This window comes from Streptomyces sp. WZ-12, from assembly GCF_028898845.1.
Lineage (GTDB): Bacteria > Actinomycetota > Actinomycetes > Streptomycetales > Streptomycetaceae > Streptomyces.
Window position 1 is genome coordinate 6,323,775 of the sequence record NZ_CP118574.1, and the last position, 15,841, is coordinate 6,339,615.

At 68.0% G+C, this 15,841-nt stretch carries 14 protein-coding genes; 5 read left to right on the plus strand and 9 right to left on the minus strand.

Annotated features, from left to right (window positions below; genetic code table 11):
* Position 1: 1 nt before the first annotated feature.
* Both PV796_RS27340 and PV796_RS27345 read left to right on the plus strand, forming a co-directional pair.
* A complete protein-coding gene (locus PV796_RS27340) occupies positions 2 to 730 on the plus strand; it encodes a hypothetical protein (protein ID WP_274916047.1) in 729 nt (242 codons plus the stop codon).
* Positions 720 to 2,396: a relaxase/mobilization nuclease domain-containing protein gene (locus tag PV796_RS27345; protein ID WP_274916048.1), complete on the plus strand. Its 1,677-nt coding sequence runs from the start codon at positions 720 to 722 to the stop codon at positions 2,394 to 2,396. Before PV796_RS27340 ends, PV796_RS27345 begins: the two co-directional genes overlap by 11 nt.
* A gap of 95 nt (positions 2,397 to 2,491) precedes the next feature.
* Here the strand turns inward: PV796_RS27345 and PV796_RS27350 are convergent, their stop codons facing one another.
* The 4 genes from PV796_RS27350 to PV796_RS27365 all read right to left on the minus strand — a co-directional run bounded on the left by PV796_RS27350 (position 2,492) and on the right by PV796_RS27365 (position 5,535).
* On the minus strand, positions 2,492 to 3,070 hold the full coding sequence (locus tag PV796_RS27350; protein WP_274916049.1) for a hypothetical protein: 579 nt from the start codon (positions 3,068 to 3,070) through the stop codon (positions 2,492 to 2,494).
* A 30-nt stretch (positions 3,071 to 3,100) separates the two neighbouring features.
* Positions 3,101 to 3,793 carry a class I SAM-dependent methyltransferase gene (locus PV796_RS27355; protein WP_274916050.1) on the minus strand — a complete coding sequence of 231 codons (693 nt, stop codon included), beginning with the start codon at positions 3,791 to 3,793 and terminating at the stop codon, positions 3,101 to 3,103.
* Positions 3,794 to 4,705, minus strand: a complete 912-nt coding sequence (locus PV796_RS27360; protein WP_274916051.1) for a phosphotransferase family protein — start codon at positions 4,703 to 4,705, stop codon at positions 3,794 to 3,796.
* 80 nt (positions 4,706 to 4,785) lie between these two features.
* The gene (locus tag PV796_RS27365; protein ID WP_274919264.1) at positions 4,786 to 5,535 is read right to left on the minus strand and encodes a hypothetical protein; all 750 of its coding nucleotides are present in this window, start codon (positions 5,533 to 5,535) and stop codon (positions 4,786 to 4,788) included.
* Between the two features lie 232 nt (positions 5,536 to 5,767).
* On the opposite strand from PV796_RS27365, the gene PV796_RS27370 reads away from it, so the two are divergent.
* Together PV796_RS27370 and PV796_RS27375 are read left to right on the plus strand one after the other, a co-directional pair.
* Positions 5,768 to 7,123 carry a tetratricopeptide repeat protein gene (locus tag PV796_RS27370; RefSeq protein ID WP_274916052.1) on the plus strand — a complete coding sequence of 452 codons (1,356 nt, stop codon included), beginning with the start codon at positions 5,768 to 5,770 and terminating at the stop codon, positions 7,121 to 7,123.
* Between the two features lies 1 nt (position 7,124).
* Positions 7,125 to 7,658: an NUDIX domain-containing protein gene (locus PV796_RS27375; RefSeq protein WP_274916053.1), complete on the plus strand. Its 534-nt coding sequence runs from the start codon at positions 7,125 to 7,127 to the stop codon at positions 7,656 to 7,658.
* A 162-nt stretch (positions 7,659 to 7,820) separates the two neighbouring features.
* Here PV796_RS27375 and PV796_RS27380 read toward each other — a convergent pair whose 3' ends face one another.
* The 4 genes from PV796_RS27380 to glnA all read right to left on the minus strand — a co-directional run bounded on the left by PV796_RS27380 (position 7,821) and on the right by glnA (position 13,525).
* Entirely contained in the window at positions 7,821 to 8,567 is a 747-nt protein-coding gene (locus tag PV796_RS27380; RefSeq protein WP_274916054.1) for a hypothetical protein, read from the minus strand.
* A 37-nt stretch (positions 8,568 to 8,604) separates the two neighbouring features.
* The gene (locus PV796_RS27385) at positions 8,605 to 10,584 is read right to left on the minus strand and encodes a hypothetical protein (RefSeq protein ID WP_274916055.1); all 1,980 of its coding nucleotides are present in this window, start codon (positions 10,582 to 10,584) and stop codon (positions 8,605 to 8,607) included.
* Positions 10,585 to 10,964: 380 nt separating this feature from the next.
* The gene (locus PV796_RS27390; RefSeq protein WP_274916056.1) at positions 10,965 to 11,498 is read right to left on the minus strand and encodes a hypothetical protein; all 534 of its coding nucleotides are present in this window, start codon (positions 11,496 to 11,498) and stop codon (positions 10,965 to 10,967) included.
* Positions 11,499 to 12,115: 617 nt separating this feature from the next.
* Positions 12,116 to 13,525, minus strand: coding sequence for a type I glutamate--ammonia ligase (gene glnA / locus PV796_RS27395; RefSeq protein ID WP_274916057.1), 1,410 nt, complete (start codon positions 13,523 to 13,525; stop codon positions 12,116 to 12,118).
* 285 nt (positions 13,526 to 13,810) lie between these two features.
* On the opposite strand from glnA, the gene PV796_RS27400 reads away from it, so the two are divergent.
* Complete coding sequence (locus tag PV796_RS27400) at positions 13,811 to 14,278, plus strand: RDD family protein (protein WP_274916058.1); 468 nt, start codon at positions 13,811 to 13,813, stop codon at positions 14,276 to 14,278.
* Positions 14,279 to 14,744: 466 nt separating this feature from the next.
* On the opposite strand, the gene PV796_RS27405 is transcribed toward PV796_RS27400, so the two are convergent.
* Positions 14,745 to 15,761, minus strand: a complete 1,017-nt coding sequence (locus tag PV796_RS27405; RefSeq protein WP_274916059.1) for a DNA-directed RNA polymerase subunit alpha — start codon at positions 15,759 to 15,761, stop codon at positions 14,745 to 14,747.
* Positions 15,762 to 15,841: the final 80 nt, after the last annotated feature.

A 15,841-nucleotide genomic window follows, 5' to 3' on the forward strand; every position in this document is an offset into this window, starting at 1 on the left:
CATGCGTGAGACTGACACCGGCGACCGCTACCCCGTTCGCTGCCGCAGGGGATGGTTCGGCCTGGGTCGACGAACAGCAGCAAGCTGGAGCGAACGAGCCTCTAACGAGGCTTCGTCCGCGCTTGCCCCCGCCCCAGGGGTGGCGGAGGAAGAGGGGGCCGGGCGCCAGCGGGCACCCGAGCCGGGGGAGGGGAAGGCCGAGCCCAACGCCACGCCCCGCGCCGACAGCGCCGAGCACCCCGCCGCCCCGCACACCGAAGTGCCCGCCGATGTACGACCGCTCGCTGAGAAGCCCTCGTGGCGTGAGCCCGACGCCCCGGTGCTGCCCGCGCGGATGAACCGCAAGCGCACCACCGAGAAGCGCGACCAGGTCAAGAACATCCGCTTCACCGCGACCGCCGTACAGACCATCGATGACGAAGCCAAGCTGCGTGGCCAGACGTTCGCCGGTTTCGTCGGCGACGCCGCCCTCGCGGTCGCGTGCGGTGAGGCGAACATGGTCGGCAGCCCAGAGGACGACCCCGTCCGGCCGCTGGTGGAGGCCGTCGAGGTACACACCAAGGCGCTGAACCGGATTGGCACCAACCTCAACCAGATCACCATGGCCATCCACTCCGGCGCGATACCCGAGCGCACCGAAGCCGTACTCGACCACATCGAGCAGGCCGCCGAGGCCAGTTACCGGCTGATGGACCAGCTCCTGGCGGAAGGCGCCGCTCATGGTGCCTGACGTCTCCACCGGCTCCGACACCCGCGGCCTGATCAACTACCTCTTCGGGCCGGGTCGGCGGGACGAGCACACCGACCCGCACGTCGTGGCCGCCTGGGACATGGCCGGCGCCCCCGACCCCGGCCGTGACCCCACCGTCACCTACACCCAACTCGCCAAGCGCCTCGACCACCACGTCGACCTACGCACCCGCGAACTCGGCAAGAGGCCACCGCAGCACGTGTGGCACTGCCCGGTACGCACCGCGCCTGGTGACCGCTACCTGACCGACGCCGAGTGGGCCGAGGTCGCCCGCCGCGTCGTCGACGCCACCGGCATCGCACCCGAAGGCGACGAGAAAGCCTGCCGATGGATCGCCGTGCGGCACGCGGACGACCACATCCACATCCTGGCCACCACCGTCCGCGCCGACGGCCGCCGGCCCCGGACGAACCGGGACGGCTGGCGGGCCCAGAAGGAATGCCGCAAGATCGAGGCCGAGTTCGGGCTGCGCCGCCTGAAGTCCGGCGACCTCACCGCGTCCCGCACGCCGACCGGAGCAGAGCGGGCCAAGGCCGAGCGCCAGGGGCAGAACGTGACCACGCGGGAGTGGCTGCGCGAGCAGGCGTACGCGGTCGCCGCCTCCGTCCACAGCATCGACGAGTACTTCACCGTGCTGGGCTCGCTTGGCATCCAGGTCAAGCCGCGCATCAGCACCAAGACCGGCGAAGTGGACGGCTACAGCCTGGCCGCACCCGGCGACACCATCTTCTTCGGTGGCTCCAAGCTCGCCCCCGACCTGTCCTACAACCGCCTGACCGAACGCCTCCCCACCCAGAAGGTGGCCGACCGTCCCCAGCAGGTGGCGGACCCGGCCCACTCGTGGTGCCGTACCGAATCCGCCATACGCTCTGCCCGTTCGGCTCTCGACGCGGGCGACGACGCCATCGCCCAGGGGCACCTGGAAGCCTTCGGCGACACCCTCCACAACCTGGCCCGTACCACACCCGGCCCGCGTCAGGCCGAACTGCAAGCGGCAGCAAGGACGTTCAACCGCGCCCGTCGCTCGGCGATCCGGGCCGACCACCAGGCCGCCACCGAACTACGCCAAGCCGCCAAGGAACTCGCCTACGCCCCCAACATTCCCGGCGGCCTGGCCATCGCCGTCGTCTTCGCGGCCCTGCACGTGGCCCGCGCCGCCGCCAAGTGGCACGCGCAGCGCGGCCACGAACAGCAGGCCGCCGCAGCCGAACAAGCCGCCCGCCATCTACAAGGCAGCTATCGCCAAGCGGCCGAGCCGGTCCTGGTGGACCTCACCCGCCGTGCGCCCCGCCCTGCCACAGCCCGGCGATTCGAGGCCGACGTGCAGGCAGCCATCCCCGACCACGCCGACCGCATCCTCACCGACCCCGCCTGGCCCGCCCTGACCACCACCCTCGCCCGCGCCGAGACAGCTGGCCACAAACCCCGCCACCTCCTGGCCGAAGTGGCCGCCCACCGAGAACTCGACACCGCCGAACGCCCCGCCGAAGTCCTCAACTGGCGCATCACCGCCCAGCCGAACAGGCGCGCACAAGCAGCACGCCAGCGAAGCAGTACCGTTGGCACGCCCGCCGCGTCCCCAGCGTTCCATTCCACGACCACAACGGTGAACAGCAGGCCCGAGGAACGAGGCCGACGCCGATAGCCCCTGGTGTCGTTGGCGCCACCGACCCAGCCTGGTGCCCTCACCGCTCCCTGCGGCGAGGGCACCAGTCCTCCGTGCCGTGATGTGATGTGATGTCAGGCTGCTTCGCTTCCGCGCGAATCACCAGACTCACAAGTCGGCGCGGCGGGCAGCTGTCCGGCCCATTCCAGAGCTTCCATCAAGTGCTCGGCCCGCAGCCCGACGTAGGGATCGGGCTGGAGAAGAAGAGTTGCCGCACCACGGACGGTGCGTTCCGTAGCCCAGGCGTGGTCGAGGTTGGTGAAGTCGTCGTCGATCCAGATGGCGGGTGCGTCGCCGAGCCAGGCATCGACGTGGTCGCGTTTCCAGAGGTAGCCGTTGGGGTGGCTGGTGGTGATCTGCGGACGAGGAAGGTCGACGTACGGCAGGGGTAGGAGGCCGAGGAGCGGCCCGATCAGTGTGGTGGCGTCCTGGCGCCAACTGGTGCACCAGACGGGCGTGACCAGCCCGGTGCGGATCACGTCCATGAGCATGGGGCCGTCGGCAGAGTTGAGCCAGACCGTGACTGGGGCGTCGGCGCTGCGGCCGGTGGGGACGACCTCATGCCGGGCGTGGGTGGCCGGGGTGTTCCCGTGGTCGTCGGGAAACGGTATGAGGACGCCGTCGATGTCGAGAAGCAGGTAGGGCAGGCGCATCGGTTCCTCCGGTAGGAAGCCGGGGCGGGGTCAGAGCTTGCGTGCGGTGATCAGCAAGGTGGCGGGCCAGCCGCCCGCGCGGGCGTCGTGGAACTCCCGGGCCGAGGTGAGCCAGAGACCGGCTCGGTCGAGGTGCTTCTCCCAGCGGCCGGCATCGAAGTCCCAGCGGGCGATCGGGATCCGACTGCGGTCGGGCAAGGTGACGTAGTCACGACAGGGCCGATCCTCGGCGACGGAGCGTCTGCCACCGCGCTGGGGATGAGGAGTGGAGAAGGCCAACGTGCAGCCTGGCTGGAGGTGTTGGGCGATGGCAGGCAGCAGGAGTTCGGGGGTGACAAGGCCAACCGCGCCGAAGACGGAGTAGATCGCGTCGAACCGCTCGTCGGATGCCTGCAGGTAGTGCAGGGCATGGCCGGCGACGAAGGTCAGGTTGCCCAACCGTCCGTAGTGCGAGCGGGCTCGACGGACCTGCAGCCCGATCAGGTCGACGCCGGTGACTCGGGCTCCGTGGCGGGTGGCGAGGTAAGCGGCGTTGTGGCCGGGGCCGCAGCCGAGTTCCAGCGCCCGCTTGCCGCGCAGGTCCATGCCGAATATCTCGGCGCCAGGGCCTCGGCCGGGCCGCGTGGTCCACTCCATCCGGGCCGGCACGGACAGCGGTTCGGCGGGGCCGGCCTCGGTGCGCTGGAGAGCGTGGACGTACCACGGGGAAGCCTGGGCGAGCATCTAGACCTCCAAGAGCTGGAGGACGTCGGTCATGTGGCGACGGACGGTCTTGATGTACGCGGGGTCGGTGGACGGGTCGTTGATCCAGCGGATGGCCTGCTCCATGAACCACTCGACGGCCCACATGCGGTGCCAGCCCAGCGCCCACTTCTCGGCGGAGAGCCCACCACGCTCAGAGAGGGCATCGGGAGTGCCGCCTTCGGTGACGTACACCTCCAGAAAGACGCGCAGGCGTACGGGGTCGGGGGCGTCGAGGGTGCCGTGCCAGCTGGCGAGGTCGAGCAGCCCGGGGCCGGTGAAGGCGCGGGCGAAGTCGAGCAGCTTCCAGCCGCGTTGGCCGATGTGGAGGCTGGTGGGGTGGAACTCCGAGTGGACCCAACCGAACGGTGCCACCGTCGCCCCGGCCGAGCGGGCCTCGGCGGCGCGGGCGATCCGGTCAAGGGCGTCCTCGACGTCATCGGCATCCTGCCACCGTTCCTCCTTGCGGAGTTGATCGAGGTGATCCAGGGCTCGGCTTGGCAGTGTGCGCAGCCGTTCCTGATCGAGGACCGGCAGTGCGGCAGCCGTAGGGGTGCGGTGGAGGACCACGGCCGCTGCGGCACCGTCGAGGTCGTCGGCCTCTCGGACGGCGGGACCGAGGTCTTCCAACAGCATGCCGAGCCAGCCGCCCACGACGGCGGAGGCGTGGACCTGCGGGACCGGGACGCCGTGGGAGTGGGCCAGGCGGAGGGCCCGGTCCTCGTTGTCGAACGGCTTCTTGGCGTACTTGAAGATGGTGGTGGTGCCGTCCGGGAAGGTCAGACGCTCGATGCCCGACATGGACCACACGCGCACCTTCTCGCGCGTTGGGGCGGATCGTCCGGCGATGGTGAGCAGGTTGTCCAGGAGATCGGCGTTGAGGTTCGCGTCCATGCGGGGGCTCCGGTATGGGGTTGGAGGCGTCCGGGGCGGGCGAGTGGTGACGGCCCGCCCCGGAGCCTGGTCGAAGGGGACTACGCGGCAGGGCTCACGCGGTGGGCGTAGACCTGCTCGATCCAGCCGGCCTTGAAGGCAGCGAGGTCGTCTCGGAAAACGGCCATCGACGCACCGTAGGGCGCCACGACACCGCCGGACTGGTCCGGCACGGACTGGCAACCGTGCACCAGCCGGCCGCCGAGGGCGGCGTGGGCCTTGATGGACTCGATGCGGCGGTGCTCGTTGAACCAGCCACCGTGGTAAACCTCGTCGAGCAGCCCGCCCATCTCCTCGTCCAGGTCGAAGACGACGGAGGTGGCGGCGGGGAAGAACCAGCACGGGCCGACGTTGGAGATGCGCCCGTCCAGCTCCACCTTGTTCAGCGTCATCAGCGTGGCGGCCTCGCGCAGCATCCGCAGGTGCTCCGCCGTGATCTGCGGCAGGCCGAGGCCGGCCAGGTGCTCGTCACGGAACAGGTACGCGTACACCTCGTACGCGGTATGGAGGACCAGGCCCGCATCCGCCGTGGAACGTCCATGGGCCTTGATGAAGTCGAGGGCAAGCTGCTCGACCGCACTCTCGGCCGTCTCATCCACCTCCAGGAGCTGGGACTTGACCAGCTCCCAGTCGGCGACGAGCCAGGAGTGGGACTCGAAGCGGAAGAAGTACTCGGCCGGGTCGATGGTGATGCGCCGGTCCTCGACCTGGATGCCGGGCAGGCGGCTCCAGCGCTCGTCGAACGCCTCGGGCAACTCGACCGTGATGGCCGTCGTGTCGATCGTCTCGATGGTGGTCACCGTGTCTCCGTCTCTGTTCGGCCGGTTTCAGGCACAGGGCGGCCCGAAGCCGGTGTAGGCGTACGGAACTTCGGGAAGCCGCCCGGCCCAAGGGGGAGCCTGGATCACGGTCGCGCCGTTCCGGGCGGCTGGTGATTAGTGAACCCTCCCTCACGCACAGTGGGTACGGTTAGCGGGAGTTGAAGCGGTATACGCGGTTTACAGCTCCGGATCGGAGGCGATCGTGGCAGCGCAGAGAGCACCCAACTCCCGCCTGCGCGAGGCGATCAATGCGATCGGCTGCACCTACGAGACCCTGGCCAAGGACGTGCGACGCGTCGCCGCGGAAAACGGCGAGATCGTCCAGACCAACAAGTCGGCCATCTCCCACTGGGTAAACGGCATCCGCCAGCCCACCGGCCACACCGGCCAGTACCTCGCCGAAGCCCTGTCCCGCCGAGCAGGCCGCACCATCACCCAAACCGAGATCGGCCTGCGCCCAGCCGACGCCGAAGCGCCAACGGAATCGGATCCGGTCCTCGCCGCCACCGACCTCGGCCGCGCCGACGTCGAACGTCGCCGCTTCCTCGCGGTAGCCGCGTTCACCACTGCCGGCGTCGCCATGCCACTCGCCTACGACCATGAGGTCACCGCTCGCATGCTCCGCGCACGCACCGGCACGGCCCTGGTCGGAGTAGAGGACGTGGACGTCGTACGCCAGATCACCACCGCCTTCAGCGCGGCCGACGAACGCCTCGGTGGCGGCCACGGCCTGACCACCGTCACCGCCTACCTCGCCGACACCGCAGCCCCCATGCTCCACGGACGCTTCCCCAACGAAGCCTTACGCCAAGCCGCCTTCAGCGCCGTCGCCGAACTCGCCTACCTGGCCGGCTGGAAGCACCACGACCTCGGCCAGGAAGGCGCCGCCCAGCGCTACTACCAGGTTGGCTACCAACTCGCCTACGAAGCCGACCCCCACGGCCACGCCGCCTGGATGATGCGCGCCCTCGCCCACCAGGCCCTCAGCCTCAAACAGTCCCACCACTGCGTCGACCTCGTCGAAGGCGCTCTCGCCCGCGGTCTCGGCCATGTCGACGGCCAGACCGAAGCCCTCCTCCACATCACCCACGCCCGCGCCTACGCCGCCATTGGCGAGAAACCTGCCGCAGCCCGCGCCCTCCTCGCAGCCGAAGACGCCCTCCTCCGCGACGACGGGCCGCAGCCCAGCTACTCCCGCGTCAGCGGCCCAGCCGCCGGCACCGTCGCCAGCCACACCGCACGTACCCTGACCGACCTCGCCGACCACATCGGCACCGAACAACAGCACCGCGACGCCCTCATCCGCTGGGACCCTCAGAAGTACAAGCGCGTCCATGCCCTCACCTACGCCGACCTCGGCGACAGCCTCGCCGCCCAGGCCCGCGCCGACGAGGCCGTCGCCGCTTGGTCGCAAGCCCTGACCCTCATGGAAGGCATGACGTCCGACCGGACGCGCAAGGCGATCACATCGCTCAGATCCACTCTCGCCGTCTACCAGCGGCGCAAAGTGCCGGGCGCAGCCGAACTCGCCCGCCGCGCACGAGAAGCACTCGCCTAACATGCCCATCGACCCGGCCGACGAAGGGACCACCGTGGCTCAGCCGACAACCGACGATCAGCCCAAAGCGCTCAAGCCCGCCCTCGACTCCATGACCCTGCTGGTCGCCGCCGTCATCGTCCACGACAAGGCCACCAACCGCGTCGTCCTCCTCCAGCGCAGCCAGAACGCCAAGTTCGCCCAGGGCATGTGGGACCTCCCCGTCGGCAAAAGCGAACCCGGAGAACCGATTACCGAGACCGCCGTCCGCGAGCTCTACGAGGAGACGGGGCTAACGGTTAAGCCAGAGTCCCTGAAGGTCGCCCACATCATCCACGGCGCCTGGGGCGTCGAAGCCCCCAACGGCTTCCTCACCGTCGTCTTCGCCGCCCACGATTGGACCGGCGAACCCGAAAACCGCGAACCGCGCAAGCACGCACAGGTCCGCTGGGTCGACGTCGACGCCATCCCCGAGAACTTTGTCGAAACCACCTCAAGCGCTCTACAGCGGCATCTCGCGGGAGGCCCGGAGGTCTCCCTTGACGGCTGGCGATAGAGCCCGCTGCCCCGGAGACGTCGACAGCGGCCCACGACAATCCACATGGTTCACGACCACGCCCGCCCTGCGCGCTCGGTACCGCCGGGAGCGCGGTTCCGGGCGCGGAACGAATGAGCCACGGATCAACTAGAACTCAGACCAGTCAGTTCTCCCCTGCCCCTAATTCAGCGCCGCGCCAGGCGTCCCCCCTTCGCGCGAATCCGCCGATAGCGGGTCCGATGAAAGGTGCTGTGGCGTCACAATCTCATCTCTCAGGGCTCGCAGGCTCTGAGCACGTTCCGGCTGACCGTAGCGGTCAAATATATGAGCCAGGCTGGTGACCAGGTGCTGTTGAGCGTCTCCGGGCAGGTCCCGCACGAAGTCCTGTAGCAGCACAGCCACTTGTACCCATGCGTTGTGTGGAGCATAAGAAGCCGCAGAGGCAACAAGCCTTTCAACCCGTGTCACAGTTTCCGTGTCGATGGCCTCAGGGTGGTCGAGGAACCAGTAGGCGAAAGCCAGAGATGGGTCGCTGAGTAGGGCATCACGCAGATCTTGAGCTCGTTGGAGGCGATGTTGGTCGTCGCGGGCACGTCGTTCAGCCTGGTGCTGGTCGCGTAGGAGACGGTTGATGTCGGCGGCTTGGTGAGGGTCGGCAGTCAGCTGGACGCGCGCCCATAGCAGTCGGACGGGGGCGCCCGGCATGTCGGCAGCCTGGCCCAGGCGGCTATTGATGGCTGCTTGGGCAGCCGCCTCCTGGCTGAGCTGCCGTTTTCCAGCGATTCCCTGGGCCACGTTCAGCACATGGGTGGCGGCCGCGTCATGCGGATTCTGGTGCCGATGACGTCCAGGCAGGTCCTGCCAGGCACCGGTGAAGTGCGCCTCGAAGTGATATCCGGGGGTTCGGCTGGGCAGGGTGCAGCTCAAAACCAGTCTGCCGTGACGCCGCCGACGCCACGACTTGCTAGGCCACTGGGGCATGCGGCTCAGAGATGGGGGCAGCTGGGTCAGCGCGGTTCAGGACAACGACCAACTGGTCCCGCAGGCGCTCCTGCACGGTAGACGAATGCGAAGACTGTACGGGCGCCCAGGCGTAGAGCAGGCGGTGGAGAGAGAGAAAGCGGTCGGCCACATAGACGGGATCGGTCTGCGGTTGATAGACGGCGTACTGGAGGATGGCCAGGATCGGCTCACGCAAATCAGAGTGCGCGACTGCCGCGTCCATCCAAACGTTGAGTGCCTTCCCAAGGGGCTTTTGGAGAGTCACGCTGTTGTCCAGCAAGCCTCGCCAGCGGGCAGCATGCCAGCCCCCGTGGGCGTCCTCGCGTGCTGCGGTCAGCAGGACGGGGCGGCCATCTTCAGTGGTGCGTGCGGCTAGGTGAACGAACGCGTGGTGGGCGGCGGTACGGCGACCTTCCTGTGTACTGGCAGCCCACTCCTTGAGCCTTTCCTGGATGGCCTGCCGCTGTTTGGGCTGGTCCCACAGCACAGTCAGCGCTTGTCCGACCGTGCCGAGAACCTCCTCCTTTTCGGTGTGGGCTGCCAGTTCGGTCAACCTCAAAAGCATCATGGTCGGGTAGGCAGCGGCGAGACGTTCGCACGCCTTGGCCAGCGCCACCTTGAGGCGAGGCGGAACTTCCTCGTCGCCGCGGCGGGCCCAGGTTAGGTAGACCGTGCAGGCGCGGCGACTGGTCTCGGGGTCAAGAGCTGCTGCGGTGAGGAGGTCACAAGCCTGCTCGGGAAGGGACTCAGCCCACTGCTCGGCGATCTCACGCAGTAGCTTTGTGGTGCGCTTGCGGTGCATGTAGTCCAGCGCCCAGCCAATCACCCGGTCAGCTAGCTGGTCAGTGATCTTATTTGGCAGATCCTTGTCGTTGGTCTGCGCCGCGGTCCAGCGAGTGAAGTTCTTGATGAGATGGGGACGGTCAGCCCAGAAGTAGTCGACGATGGCCTCGGCGAAGCGAGGCCGGCGGAAGGCGATGGTGTCCTCTTCCGTCAGGTCGGCTTCGATGGCATCGGTCAGGGCGATGACGCCTAGGCCCTGCTGGCCGGTGTGAGGTGCAGGAGTCTCGCCCAGAGCGCGGGCGAGGGCATCGGCAGCTTCGTACACCATCTCCGTCGGGGCACCCTCCAAGACAGATGCAGCGAGGAGGTAGTTGCGGTGGGCGCTATCGCCGTGTTCGTTGTGCCACTCCAACAGCCGGGTGCGCCAGTCTTCCGCTGCCGCGACGACATGGTCGACCAACTCCTCGAAGGACTGTTCCGTCTCCTCTTCAAGGCGTTCGGCCTCCCGGATGATGTGGGCCCACTCGACCACTCCAGCCGGTACTAGGTCCTTGATGCCCTCGGTGATCTTTTCGGCGTTGAGCCAACGATCCGCTTCCACCGGCGGCGCGACCCTCTCCAGGTGGGCTCGCAGGACCTGCTCAGAGTCGGGATACGCGAGTTCATGGTCGAGGTCGGTGGTTCCCTTGGCGGCTCGTTCCCAGGCTTCGGTGCTGATGAGGACGGCCAGGTAGGAGTCGGAGTCCTGAAGATGTGGGGCGTCCTCAGCCAGGGCGGGGCCGATCCCCGAGTGGCGTTTATCCCCCTCGTCACGCAGGTCCAGGATCCAGCCGGTGTTCTTACCCTGCAGCCCCTCGGCGCCGTTGAAGGGCTCCCCAGGTTCGCGCCGCACCTGTCGAATACATGTGCCCACCTTCTGGTGAAGGGCGTCCAGGGCAGCGGTGTAGCGGCCAGCACCCTCCGGGCCGTGCAGCACGAGCACATTCCCCCGAGAGAGAATGCCGGTCAGCGCAGCCCGCTCCTCAGGGGGCCGTTCGTAGGTTGCCAGACGCTGGGCGATCCAGTCCGGGTTCAGCAGGTCACCACGCAACCGGTGGATCTCCTGAGCGATCTGGACGCCGATAGCAACGCCGTAGTTACGTCCGAATCGCTGCTCCACCGAAACATGAGGGTCGTAGTCGGCAGCCGAGCCACCCTCCGCGTCCGGAATTTCCTCCTCCCGCTCAGCCCTCGACGGCTCGCGCGGACCTTCGGGAGCCGCCTGGCCGTCGGGAGAGGGGGCACCCTGAGTAGACGTCGGCGGCTCGGAGTCGTCCGCCGAAGGCTGCCCGCCCCCTGCGGAGGGCCTTGGAGTGCTCGCCGGAGAAGGGCCTTCGAAGCCAGAAGATGGAGTGTCGCTCAAGTCTTCCCGGGCGTTGGGCGGAGCGGAAGGGCTCGGCGGCGTGTCAGGCTGAGGCGGGGTTGCGGTGTCGCTCTCGGTGGTCATTCCTACATCTCGCAGACGGCTGACGGGCACTGACATTCCGACGTACGGGGCGTTTATGACGGCCGTGGGCCGCCGATTCGGCGCGCGCGCATGCCGATGTTGACGCCGCCCTGTTCCACGGTGCCGATTTCCTGAATCACACTGGCTTCTCCAGTGATCTCATCGGCGTGCATTCCGGTCTGCTGGCCCGCGACGCGGTCGGTGTGCTGGCGCACGAAGGGCCCCGATTCCTGACGTTCTTCGCCAACGAAAGTCAGGCGCTGGCCGTAGATTTCCTCCAAATTGCCGCGAAGCCGTCCCAACGCTTGCAGTAGCGGAGCATCAGTCAGGTCGATGCGCGCGCTCCCCCGGTGGTACACGCTCAACTCGCTGCGCAGCTGTTCCAACTCCTGCCGACGTGCGGCGAGCTGGCCGACATCGACCTGTAGCGGGAGGGTGAGGGTGCCGGTCAGTTCGGCAGGAATCTCCGGATCGGGCTCCGAGGCAGCGCCGCGATCCAAAAGCCGTTCGAGACGCTGATAGAGGAACGTCATAGTGGGGGTCAGTCCGGCGCCGATCACAGCAGACAAGGCGGAAAAATCCGTCACGGTACTCCCAGGATGCCGAGGCGGCCAGGTCATTCAAACGGATTCTCGCCGCCATCCCGCGCCGCTCTCTACTCACTTGCGGGAACTGGCTTAAAATTGCACCTCGCCAGCTATTGGGTCGAAGCCTGAGATACCCCTATTCAAGGATGCAGCAGACATATGGGCCACCGGGTTAGCTGCGGACGATGTGGCCTGGGTTTGCGGCCGCAGGTGATCTTGCGGCGGGCCTAGATGGTGCTGTTGTCCGCGCATGGCATGTTGCCGAGGTGACGTTCAACCAGCCTCGACCGGTTTCGGGGTGTAATCCAGAATCTCAGCGCCGACAGCTTCGAGGCGCCCTATCTGGCAGCTGAAGGCAGGCTCTGACGGGTCCGCCACCCCTGCCCGTGTGGCGACCGCAATCCGTTTCATCGCGCGAGTGAGGGCCGCCACCTCCTCCCGGAGATGGCGGCCCTCACTCGCGTATCTGATTGTGGGTCAGGCGCCGAGACGGCCGGTGCACACCCGGTGCACAAGACCCTGGAAAACAGCTGGGAACAGCGAGCACTGTCGAGCAGTGTTTTCCCAGGTCATAGCAGGTTTCCGAGCCTCAGGCCCAGCTCACCCGACCCCACCCTTTAGATGTCGAAGTACAGCTCGAACTCGTGCGGGTGCGGGCGGAGTTGGATCGGGGCGATCTCGTTGGTGCGCTTGTAGTCGATCCAGGTCTCGATCAGGTCGGAGGTGAAGACGCCGCCCTGCTGGAGGTACTCGTTGTCCTCTTCGAGGGCGTCGAGGACCGCGGGGAGGGAGGTCGGGACCTGGGGGACGCCCGCGTGCTCCTCCGGGGCGAGCTCGTAGAGGTCCTTGTCGATCGGCTCGGCCGGCTCGATCTTGTTCTTGACGCCGTCGAGGCCGGCGAGGAGGAGGGCCGAGAAGGCGAGGTAGGGGTTGGACGACGGGTCCGGGGCGCGGAACTCGACGCGCTTGGCCTTCGGGTTGGAGCCCGTGATCGGGATGCGCATGGCGGCGGAGCGGTTGCGCTGCGAGTAGACCAGGTTGACCGGGGCCTCGAAGCCGGGGACCAGGCGGTGGTAGGAGTTCACGGTCGGGTTGGTGAACGCCAGCAGCGACGGGGCGTGCTTGAGGATGCCGCCGATGTAGTAGCGGGCGGTGTCCGACAGACCCGCGTAGCCCTGCTCGTCGTAGAAGAGCGGCTGGCCGCCCTGCCACAGGGACTGGTGGACGTGCATGCCGGAGCCGTTGTCGCCGAAGATCGGCTTGGGCATGAAGGTGGCGGTCTTGCCGTTGCGCCAGGCGACGTTCTTGACGATGTACTTGAACAGCATCAGGTCGTCGGCGGCGGCGAGCAGGGTGTTGAACTTGTAGTTGATCTCCGCCTGGCCGGCGGTGCCGACCTCGTGGTGCTGGCGCTCGACCTGGAGGCCGGACTTCTCCAGCTCCAGGGAGATCTCGGCGCGCAGGTCGGCGAAGTGGTCGACCGGCGGGGCCGGGAAGTAACCGCCCTTGTAGCGGACCTTGTAGCCGCGGTTGTCCTCGCGGGCACCGGTGTTCCAGGCGCCGGCCTCGGAGTCGATGTGGTAGAAGCCCTGGTTCGCGGAGGTCTCGAAGCGGACCGAGTCGAAGACGTAGAACTCCGCCTCCGGGCCGAAGAACGCGGTGTCCGCGATGCCGGTGGAGGCGAGGTACGCCTCGGCCTTCTTGGCGATGTTGCGCGGGTCGCGGCTGTACTGCTCGCCCGTGATCGGGTCGTGGATGAAGAAGTTGATGTTGAGGTGCTTCTCCTGGCGGAACGGGTCCACACGGGCCGTCGACAGGTCCGCGCGCAGCGCCATGTCGGACTCGTGGATCGCCTGGAAGCCGCGGATCGACGAACCGTCGAACGCCAGGTCCTCGCTCGGGTCGAACGCCGCGGCGGGGATCGTGAAGTGCTGCATCACGCCCGGCAGGTCGCAGAAACGGACGTCGACGAACTTCACGTCCTCATCCGCGATGAACTTCTTCGCGTCGTCGGCGTTCTGGAACATCCAACTCCTCCTAGCCCGGTCACCGCTCGGCGGACGCGGGGTTGCGACTCGGAGCGCGACCATGTGCGGGGCGCGCTCGCCCGACCATAGGCAGGCGGGATTTCCCAAGCATGACCCATTTGTTTCGCCGAGGTTAACCGGCACGCGGTCGATCTCACCCCCCAGTGTGCGCCTCCGGGAGGCCGTTGCGGCAGCCCACGAAGGGGCGTTCGCGAGGCAGCGGCCGGCGCCGGGTGCGGGAACCCGCCGCCCGGGGAACGTATGCGGTCGCAGTACCGTGGACGGGTGGACAACAGGCAAGCAATCGGATCGTGGATGTCCGGGCCCCGGGCGGCGGCCGAGGACATGGGTGTCGACTTCGGGTACCGCGGGCAACGGCTCGGGTTGCCGGAGGAGGGCCCGGGCTCGATCGCGCGGGTCGGCCGGCGCTTCGGCGCGCTCTTCATCGACTGGGCGCTCTGCCTGCTCATCGCGTACGGGCTGCTCAGCGGCGGCAAGGCGCAGTCGACGAGCAACTGGGCGCTGGCGGTCTTCGCGGTGATGAGCGTGCTGACCGTCGGGACCATCGGCTGCACCCCCGGCAAGCGGTTGCTCGGGCTGCGGGTGGTCGCCGAGGGCGGCGGCCGGATCGGCCTGCTGCGGGTGGTGTTGCGGACGGTGCTGCTGGTGCTGGTGATCCCCGCGGTGATCTGGGACCGGGACGGCCGGGGCCTGCACGACCGACTCGGCCGCGCGGTCCAGGTACGGATCTGATCGCCGTCCGGGCAGTCGGGATCTGACCCACCTCCGGGCAGTACGGACCTGATCCAGGCGCCCGGGCAGTACGGACTTGATCCGCGCGCCCGACGACGGCCAGCGATTCCGATGACGGTCGGTCAGCGCGCCTGACGACGCCCCTAGCGCCCCGACGACGAGCGCGGGCGCCAACTCGCCCCCGCATACGTCTCCCCACACATACGTCTGCGCCCCGAAACCGACCGTCGGTCTCGGGGCGCAGACGCATAGGTGTGTACGGGGCAGGCAGCGCGTCAGCGCATCTTGCCGCCGCCCTTCGGCATCCGCATGCCCTTCGGCATCGGCCCCTTCGGGAGCGTTCTCCCAGGTGGCTTTCGCGTTCACTCTGCGCGCATGGTCACGGACCTGGGGAGTGTCGAGGCAGACGGGTGCCGACCGGTGCCGGCAGCCCCGTCTCGACGCGGTGTCGATGACGGGGCGGTGTTCACCACTGCTCGGTCCCCATGAAGCCCGCATCCGCGCTGTCGTCCGCGCCGAAGGCGGCGGCGGTCGGGTCGAACCCGGGGGGCGAGTCCTTCAGGGCCAGGCCCATGCCGGCCAGCTTCGCCTTGACCTCGTCGATCGACTTCGCGCCGAAGTTGCGGATGTCGAGCAGGTCCGCCTCGGAGCGCGCCACGAGCTCACCCACGGAGTGGATGCCCTCGCGCTTGAGGCAGTTGTAGGAGCGGACGGTGAGCTCCAGCTCCTCGATCGGCAGCGCCAGGTCGGCGGCGAGCGCGGCGTCCGTCGGGGACGGGCCCATGTCGATGCCCTCGGCGTCGATGTTCAGCTCACGGGCGAGGCCGAACAGCTCCACCAGGGTCTTGCCGGCCGAGGCCATGGCGTCGCGCGGACGCATCGCCTGCTTGGTCTCGACGTCGACGATCAGCTTGTCGAAGTCGGTGCGCTGCTCGACACGGGTCGCCTCGACCTTGTACGTGACCTTGAGCACCGGCGAGTAGATCGAGTCGACCGGGATCCGGCCGATCTCCTGGCCGACCTGCTTGTTCTGGACGGCGGAGACGTAGCCGCGACCGCGCTCGACGGTCAGCTCCATCTCCAGCTTGCCCTTGCCGTTCAGCGTGGCCAGGACCAGGTCGGGGTTGTGCACCTCGACACCGGCCGGCGGCGCGATGTCCGCGGCGGTGACGACGCCGGGGCCCTGCTTGCGCAGGTACATCACGACCGGCTCGTCGTGCTCGGAGGAGACGACGAGCTGCTTGATGTTGAGGATCAGGTCGGTGACGTCTTCCTTGACGCCGGGCACGGTGGTGAACTCGTGCAGGACACCGTCGATGCGGACGCTGGTGACAGCAGCGCCAGGGATCGACGACAGGAGGGTGCGGCGGAGAGAGTTGCCGAGGGTGTAGCCGAAGCCCGGCTCCAGCGGCTCGATGACGAACCGGGAGCGGAACTCGTCAACGACCTCTTCGGTCAACGAGGGACGCTGAGCAATCAGCATGTACGGATCAGATCCTTCTTTTGTGGCCGCCCACTATTTGACGCCGTGGACACCACGAAGAGTACGGGCGACTCGGCCTC

Excerpts from the sequence above, each read along its gene's own strand:
- PV796_RS27350 (WP_274916049.1), bottom strand. The coding sequence starts at position 3,070 with ATGCGCCTGCCCTACCTGCTTCTCGACATCGACGGCGTCCTCATACCG.
- PV796_RS27355 (WP_274916050.1), bottom strand. The coding sequence starts at position 3,793 with ATGCTCGCCCAGGCTTCCCCGTGGTACGTCCACGCTCTCCAGCGCACC.
- PV796_RS27360 (WP_274916051.1), bottom strand. The coding sequence starts at position 4,705 with ATGGACGCGAACCTCAACGCCGATCTCCTGGACAACCTGCTCACCATC.
- PV796_RS27405 (WP_274916059.1), bottom strand. The coding sequence starts at position 15,761 with ATGCTGATTGCTCAGCGTCCCTCGTTGACCGAAGAGGTCGTTGACGAG.
- glnA (WP_274916057.1), bottom strand. The coding sequence starts at position 13,525 with ATGTTCCAGAACGCCGACGACGCGAAGAAGTTCATCGCGGATGAGGAC.
- PV796_RS27375 (WP_274916053.1), top strand. The coding sequence starts at position 7,125 with ATGCCCATCGACCCGGCCGACGAAGGGACCACCGTGGCTCAGCCGACA.
- PV796_RS27340 (WP_274916047.1), top strand. The coding sequence starts at position 2 with ATGCGTGAGACTGACACCGGCGACCGCTACCCCGTTCGCTGCCGCAGG.
- PV796_RS27345 (WP_274916048.1), top strand. The coding sequence starts at position 720 with ATGGTGCCTGACGTCTCCACCGGCTCCGACACCCGCGGCCTGATCAAC.